Genomic DNA, 5,095 nt, shown 5'->3' on the forward strand with positions numbered 1-5,095 from the left:
CGACGACCTTGCGCCGCCTCGCGGGGGAGAGGCCGGCCGTGGCATCCGCCTCGTCTGCCCCGGCGACCAGCCGTGCCCAGGTGAGCCGCATGTCGGGGTTCGCAAGCGCTGCGACGACGCGTCGCCATTCCTCAGCCATGCGCCCAGGCTAGCTAGGCTCGACACCATGGCCGCCCGCATCAACCCGAGCATCCTGTCCGCCGACTTCGCGAACATGCAGCGCGACCTCGAGCGCATCGCTACCGCCGACTACGTGCACGTCGACGTGATGGACAACCACTTCGTGCCCAACCTCACCTTCGGCCCGCAGATGGTCGAGCGCGTGCAGGCCACGAGCCCGGTGCCGCTCGACGTGCACCTGATGATCGAGGACCCCGACCGCTGGGCGCCGCAGTACGCCGAGATCGGATGCTTCAGCGTGACCTTCCACGCCGAGGCGGCCACCGCGCCCATCACACTGGCACGCACCCTGCGCAAGGCGGGCGCCCGCGCGGGCATCGCGCTCAGCCCGAAGACCGACGTCGGCGCCTACCTCGAGCTGCTTCCCGAGTTCGACCAGGTGCTCGTGATGACGGTCGAGCCGGGCTTCGGCGGCCAGTCGTTCCTGCCGCACGTGCTGCCGAAGCTCACGCGGCTGCGCGACGCCGCGACGCGGCTCGGCACCGACGTCTGGCTGCAGGTCGACGGCGGCGTCACCACCGAGACGATCGCGAGGGCTGCGCAGGCCGGTGCCGACACCTTCGTGGCCGGCTCGAGCGTGTTCGGCGCGGAGGACCCGGGCGCGGCGATCGAGGGGCTGCGGGCCGCGGCATCCGCTCACGTGCACTAGGTAGGCTGGGGGCGTGAAAACCTTCGACGACCTTTTCGCTGAGCTCAGCGAGAAGGCTCAGTCCCGCCCTGAGGGCTCCCGCACCGTCGCAGAGCTCGACGCGGGCATCCATCAGATCGGGAAGAAGATCGTCGAAGAGGCCGCCGAGGTGTGGATGGCCGCCGAGTACCAGAGCGACGCCGAGTTCGCGGAAGAGGCGAGCCAGCTGCTCTACCACCTGCAGGTCGCGCTGATCGCGAAGGGCCTGACCCTCGAGGACGTCTACCGACATCTGTGATCGGATGCCTCGCTCAGACCGACTCGACCCCGAAAGCCCCTCGCCCATGCTCAGAATCGCCGTGCCCAACAAGGGCGCCCTCGCTGAAACGGCCGCCGAATACCTCAAGGAAGCCGGCTACAACGGCCGCCGCGACCCCAAGGAACTGATCGTCGCCGACCCCAAGAACGACGTCGAGTTCTTCTACCTGCGCCCGCGTGACATCGCGACGTATGTGGGCTCCGGCGCGCTCGACGTCGGCATCACCGGCCGTGACCTGCTCATCGACTCCGGCTCCGACGCCCACGAGGACGAACCCCTCGGCTTCGCCGCCTCGACCTTCCGCTTCGCCGGCCCCGCGGGCAGGTTCCACGACCTCGAAGACCTGCGCGGCATGCGCCTCGCCACCAGCTACCCCGTCCTCGTCGGCGGCTTCCTCGCCGAGCGCGGCATCGACGTGCGCCTCGTCAAGCTCGACGGAGCGGTGGAGTCCGCGATCCGCCTCGGCGTCGCCGACGTGATCGCCGATGTCGTCGAGACCGGCACGACGCTGCGCAAGCAGGGTCTCGAGATCTTCGGCCCCGTCATCCTCGAATCAGAGGCGGTCCTCATCGCGGGCCCCAACGAGGCGCCCGGGCTCGAGACGCTGCACCGGCGCCTCGAGGGCGTCATGGTCGCCCGCCGCTACGTGCTGATGGACTACGACCTGCCCAGCGAGCTCATCGAGCAGGCATCCGCCGTGGCCCCCGGCATGGAGTCGCCCACCATCTCGCCGCTGCGCGACCCCGCCTGGGTTGCGGTGCGCGTCATGATCCCGCGCGACGAGATCAACCACATCATGGACGCGCTCTACGAGCTCGGCGCGCGCGCGATCCTCGTCACGCCGATCCACGCGGCGAGGCTCTGAGATGGGCGTCGCAGTCCGGGTCATCCCGTGCCTCGACGTGGCCGACGGCCGCGTCGTCAAAGGCGTCAACTTCTTGAACCTGGCGGATGCCGGCGACCCGGTCGAGCTCGCGAGGAGGTACTTCGAGCAGGGCGCCGACGAGGTCACCTTCCTCGACGTGACCGCCACCGTCGAGGGCCGCTCCACGACCTACGAGATGGTGCGCCGCACGGCCGAGCAGGTCTTCGTGCCGCTGACCGTCGGCGGGGGAGTGCGCTCCACCGAAGACGTCGCCAAGCTGCTCGCCCACGGCGCCGACAAGATCGGCGTGAACTCGGCCGCGATCGCGCGCCCCGCGCTGATCGGCGAGATCGCCGACCGCTTCGGCGCGCAGGTGTGCGTGCTGTCGCTCGACGTCAAGCGCAGCTCGCGCACGCCGTCGGGCTTCGTCGTGACCACGCACGGCGGGCGCACCGAGACCGAGCTCGACGCGCTCGCCTGGGCGCGCGAGGCGACCCTGCGCGGCGCAGGCGAGCTGCTCGTCAACTCGATCGACGCCGACGGCACCAAGGCGGGCTACGACCTCGAGCTGATCGGGCTGATGCGCGAGCTGTCGCGCGTGCCCGTCATCGCGAGCGGCGGCGCGGGGAAGCTCGGCGACTTCGCCCCGGCGATCGAGGCCGGGGCCGACGCCGTGCTCGCGGCATCCGTGTTCCACTACGGCGAGCTGACCATCGGCGACGTCAAGGGCGAGCTGCGCGCCGCCGGCCTGGAGGTCCGATCATGAGCACCGACGCCACGACGCCCGACGTCGACGGCATCCTCAGCCGCGTGCGCTTCGGCGCCGACGGGCTGCTGCCCGCGATCATCCAGCAGCACGACACCCGCGAGGTGCTGATGCTCGGCTACATGGACGCCGAGGCGCTGCGCCGCACCCTCACCGAGGGGCGCGTGACGTTCTGGTCGCGCTCGCGCCAGGAGTACTGGCGCAAGGGCGACACGAGCGGCCACGTGCAGTACGTGCGCCAGGCCGCCCTCGACTGCGACGGCGACACGCTGCTCGTCGAGGTCGAGCAGATCGGCGCCGCGTGTCACACGGGCGACCGCACGTGCTTCGACGCCGACGTGCTGAACCCCGCCCTGGGCTCAGCAGCTGCGGAAGGCACGGCCGCCGAGTGACCACGACTTCGCGCGAGGCGTTCGACGCGCTGCTTGAGGGCCACCGCGTGGTGCCCGTGGTGCGCGAGCTCTTCGCCGACGGCGAGACGCCCGTCGGCATCTACCGCAAGCTCGCTGCGGGCCGGCCGGGCACCTTCCTGCTCGAGTCGGCCGAGCAGGGCGGCATCTGGTCGCGCTACTCGTTCGTGGGCGCGGGCGCGTTCGGTGTTCTGACGCAGACCGGCGGGTCCGCCACGTGGCAGGGCTCTGGGCTCTCTCGTGAACGCGCGCTGGGCCAGGCATCCGTCGATGCGGGCGCGAAGCCCCTCGACGTGCTCGCCGCGCTGTACGCGCGCTGGCAGACGCCGCGCATCGAGGGCCTGCCGCCGCTCACGGGCGGTCTGGTCGGCTTCATCGGGTGGGAGGCCGTGCGGCAGCTCGAGCGCCTGCCCCACCAGCCGCCCGCCGACTTCGACGTGCCGGGGCTCGCGTTCAGCTTCGTCGCCGACCTGGTCGTCGTCGATCACCGCACGGGCGTGGTCCAGCTGATCGCGAACGCGCTGAACGATGGCGAAGCGGATGCCGGCGAGCTGTGGCGCGACGCCCAGGGGCGCCTCGACGAGCTGCAGGGGCGGCTCGCCCAGCCGCTCGAGGCGCAGCTCGCGGTCGTCGATCTCGAGGCGGAACCGAACCCCGAGAACCGCACGCCGCGCGAGGACTACCTCGCGGCGGTCGAGCGCTCGAAGGACTACATCACGGCGGGCGACGTCTTCCAGGTCGTCGTCTCGCAGCGCTTCCAGCAGCCCGTGACCGCCGACCCCGTCGACGTCTACCGCGTGCTGCGCAGCCTGAACCCGAGCCCCTACATGTACCTGCTGCAGCTCGCGACTCCTGCGGGCGAGCCCTATGCGGTCGTGGGCTCGAGCCCCGAGGCCCTCGTCAAGGTCGAAGGCGGCCGCGCCTACTCGCACCCCATCGCCGGCAGCCGCCCGCGCGGCGCGACGCCCGAGAGCGACGCCGAACTCGAGGCGAGCCTCATCGCCGACCCGAAGGAGCGCGCCGAGCACCTCATGCTCGTCGACCTCGCCCGCAACGACCTCGCCAAGGTCTGCCGGGCGGGCACCGTCGAGGTCACCGAGTTCATGCGCGTCGAGCGGTTCAGCCACATCATGCACCTCGTCTCGAGCGTCGAGGGCGACGTGCGCGAGGGCGCCTCGGCGATCGACGTGTTCCGCGCGACGTTCCCCGCCGGCACGCTGTCCGGTGCGCCCAAGCCGCGCGCCCTCGAGATCATCGACGAGCTCGAGCCCGCGCAGCGCGGCGTCTACGGGGGAGTCGTCGGCTACTTCGGCTTCGCCGGCGACGCCGACCTCGCGATCGCGATCAGAACGGCGACCCTGATGGGCGGAATGGCCTACGTGCAGGCCGGCGCCGGCCTCGTCGCCGACTCCGACCCGGTGAGCGAGTACGAGGAGTGCCGCAGCAAGGCCGCGGCGCCGCTGCGCGCCGTCGCGGTCGCCAACGCGATGAAGCGGGTCGGCGCATGACCGGCGGCCGGCTCAAGCTGCTGACCATCGCCGTGGTCGTGGTCGGCGCGGTCCTCGGCCTCGCGGGGGCCACCCAGACCTGGTTCACGGTGACGCTGACGAAGGCATCCGGTCACGCCACGCCGATCACGGTGAGCGGGTCGGATGCCTCGCCGGCGCTCACCGCGCTCTCGCTGGCCGCCCTCGCCCTGGCCCTCGCGTTCGCCATCGCCGGCCGCTTCGCGCGCATCGTCGTCGGCGTCGTCGGGGTGGTCCTCGGCGCCTGCGTCGTCATCGCCGCGGTCGGCGACCCGCTGCGCTCCACCGGCGTGCGCGACGCGGTCTCGAAGGCGACGGGCATCACGGGCAATGCGTCCGTGCGCGCGCTGATCGACCACATCGTCACGAGCGCCTGGCCGACCCTCGCCATCGTGGGCGGC

The 5,095-nt window shown here is 71.7% G+C and carries 7 protein-coding genes; all 7 read left to right on the forward strand.

Annotated features, from left to right (window positions below; genetic code table 11):
- Positions 1 to 166: 166 nt before the first annotated feature.
- Positions 167 to 829, forward strand: a complete 663-nt coding sequence (rpe, locus tag ACM2XV_RS12095) for a ribulose-phosphate 3-epimerase (protein ID WP_344777853.1) — start codon at positions 167 to 169, stop codon at positions 827 to 829.
- A gap of 13 nt (positions 830 to 842) precedes the next feature.
- Positions 843 to 1,106 (forward strand): phosphoribosyl-ATP diphosphatase, encoded by a 264-nt coding sequence (locus tag ACM2XV_RS12100; RefSeq protein ID WP_344777855.1) that lies wholly within the window; start codon positions 843 to 845, stop codon positions 1,104 to 1,106.
- A gap of 46 nt (positions 1,107 to 1,152) precedes the next feature.
- On the forward strand, positions 1,153 to 1,992 hold the full coding sequence (hisG, locus tag ACM2XV_RS12105) for an ATP phosphoribosyltransferase (RefSeq protein WP_344777857.1): 840 nt from the start codon (positions 1,153 to 1,155) through the stop codon (positions 1,990 to 1,992).
- Between the two features lies 1 nt (position 1,993).
- Positions 1,994 to 2,758 carry an imidazole glycerol phosphate synthase subunit HisF gene (hisF, locus tag ACM2XV_RS12110; protein WP_344777859.1) on the forward strand — a complete coding sequence of 255 codons (765 nt, stop codon included), beginning with the start codon at positions 1,994 to 1,996 and terminating at the stop codon, positions 2,756 to 2,758.
- Positions 2,755 to 3,150 carry a phosphoribosyl-AMP cyclohydrolase gene (gene hisI, locus ACM2XV_RS12115; RefSeq protein ID WP_344777861.1) on the forward strand — a complete coding sequence of 132 codons (396 nt, stop codon included), beginning with the start codon at positions 2,755 to 2,757 and terminating at the stop codon, positions 3,148 to 3,150. The genes hisF and hisI overlap by 4 nt, the downstream gene beginning before the upstream one ends.
- Complete coding sequence (locus ACM2XV_RS12120) at positions 3,147 to 4,676, forward strand: anthranilate synthase component I (protein WP_344777863.1); 1,530 nt, start codon at positions 3,147 to 3,149, stop codon at positions 4,674 to 4,676. Before hisI ends, ACM2XV_RS12120 begins: the two co-directional genes overlap by 4 nt.
- Positions 4,673 to 5,095 (forward strand): Trp biosynthesis-associated membrane protein (locus tag ACM2XV_RS12125; protein ID WP_487027098.1); only part of this gene is annotated, 423 nt, incomplete at its 3' end. The genes ACM2XV_RS12120 and ACM2XV_RS12125, both read left to right, overlap by 4 nt.

The sequence above is a fragment of the Gryllotalpicola sp. CP2-P1 genome (genome assembly GCF_057512245.1).

Coding starts and splice junctions, on each gene's coding strand:
- rpe (WP_344777853.1), top strand. CDS start 167: ATGGCCGCCCGCATCAACCCGAGCATCCTGTCCGCCGACTTCGCGAAC.
- hisG (WP_344777857.1), top strand. CDS start 1,153: ATGCTCAGAATCGCCGTGCCCAACAAGGGCGCCCTCGCTGAAACGGCC.
- hisF (WP_344777859.1), top strand. CDS start 1,994: ATGGGCGTCGCAGTCCGGGTCATCCCGTGCCTCGACGTGGCCGACGGC.
- hisI (WP_344777861.1), top strand. CDS start 2,755: ATGAGCACCGACGCCACGACGCCCGACGTCGACGGCATCCTCAGCCGC.